Annotated in this window: 1 protein-coding gene; it reads left to right on the top strand. The window is 63.2% G+C overall.

The genetic code is table 11. The features are described 5' to 3' along the window. Positions 1 to 68 precede the first annotated feature (68 nt). Positions 69 to 1261, top strand: a protein-coding gene (locus ACSU1G_RS34560; RefSeq protein ID WP_439286185.1) for an IS3 family transposase whose coding sequence is annotated in 2 segments (ribosomal slippage) — positions 69 to 353 and positions 356 to 1261 — 1191 coding nt in all. Because the reading frame shifts where the segments join, the coding sequence is not laid out codon by codon here. Positions 1262 to 1294 lie beyond the last annotated feature (33 nt).

The raw sequence follows: 1294 nt of genomic DNA, 5'->3' as shown, positions 1-1294 counted from the left end.
GGGACTGCTGCACGGATAGGTGACATCTGAGCTGGCTAGCCCGGAGGCTGGCCTGGAAGGATGGCATCATGCCCAAAGCGTTTCCCAAGGAGTTCCGTGACGACGTCGTGCGCGTCGCGCGCAATCGCGAGCCCGGTGTGACGATCGAGCAGATCGCGAAAGACTTCGGTGTCCATACGGTGACGTTGCACAAGTGGTTGCAGCGTGCGGCGGTCGATGACGGGGTCAAGCCCGGTGTGACGCGCAGTGAGACCGTGGAGTTGCGGGAGGCGCGTCAGAGGATTCGGCTGCTGGAGCAAGAGAATGAGGTTCTGCGACGTGCGGCGGCGTATCTGTCGCAGGCGAATCTCCCGGGAAAAGGTTCTACCCGCTCGTAATTGAGCTCGCCGCTGCGGGGATCCCCGTGACGGTGACGTGTCGGGTTCTGAAGCTTGCTCGTCAGCCTTACTACCGGTGGCTGGCTGACCCCATCACGCGTAGCGAGGTGGTGGAGGCATATCGTGCGAATGCGTTGTTCGATGCGCACCGGGATGACCCGGAGTTCGGTCACCGGCTGCTCGCGGACGAGGCCCGTGACGCCGGGGAATCAATGGCGGACCGGACCGCGTGGCGGATCACGGCTGCGAACGGCTGGTGGTCCGTGTTCGGGAAGAAGCGGGGCCGTAACGGCAAGAAACCGGGTCCTGCGGTTCACGGCGACCTCTGCACCGTGACCGATGAGAACGGCCGGGTACGGCACGAGTTCACGGCCGATGGTCCGAACCTGCTCTGGCTGACCGACATCACCGAACACAAGACCGCGGAGGGCAAGCTCTATCTTTGCGCGATCAAGGACGTGTTCGGGAACAAGATCGTCGGGTACTCGATCGACTCCAGGATGAAGTCGAGTCTCGCCGTTCGTGCGCTCGAGAACGCTGTGCAGATGCGCGGTGACGTCGCCGGTTGCGTGGTCCATTCCGACCGCGGATCGCAGTTCCGGAGCAGGAAGTTCCTGCGTGCTCTGTCCCAGCACCGGCTGGTCGGATCGATGGGACGGGTTGCGTCATGCGGAGACAATGCCGCGATGGAATCGTTCTTTGCCCTGCTGCAAAAGAACGTCCTCGACCGGCGGTCCTGGACGACGCGTGAGCAGCTGCGCGTCGCGATCGTGACCTGGATCGAACGCACCTACCATCGTCGCCGACGGCAAGCCGCTCTGGGGCGTTTGACCCCGATCGAATTCGAGACCATCATGAACACGACCGTCGCCCTCGCGGCGTGACTAGAAACTGTCACCTAACCGTGCAGCAGTCCC

The organism is Microbacterium sp. A93, from assembly GCF_051842835.1.
The sequence above is the reverse complement of the archived record's forward strand: the minus strand, read 5'-3'. Positions and strand labels throughout refer to the sequence as shown.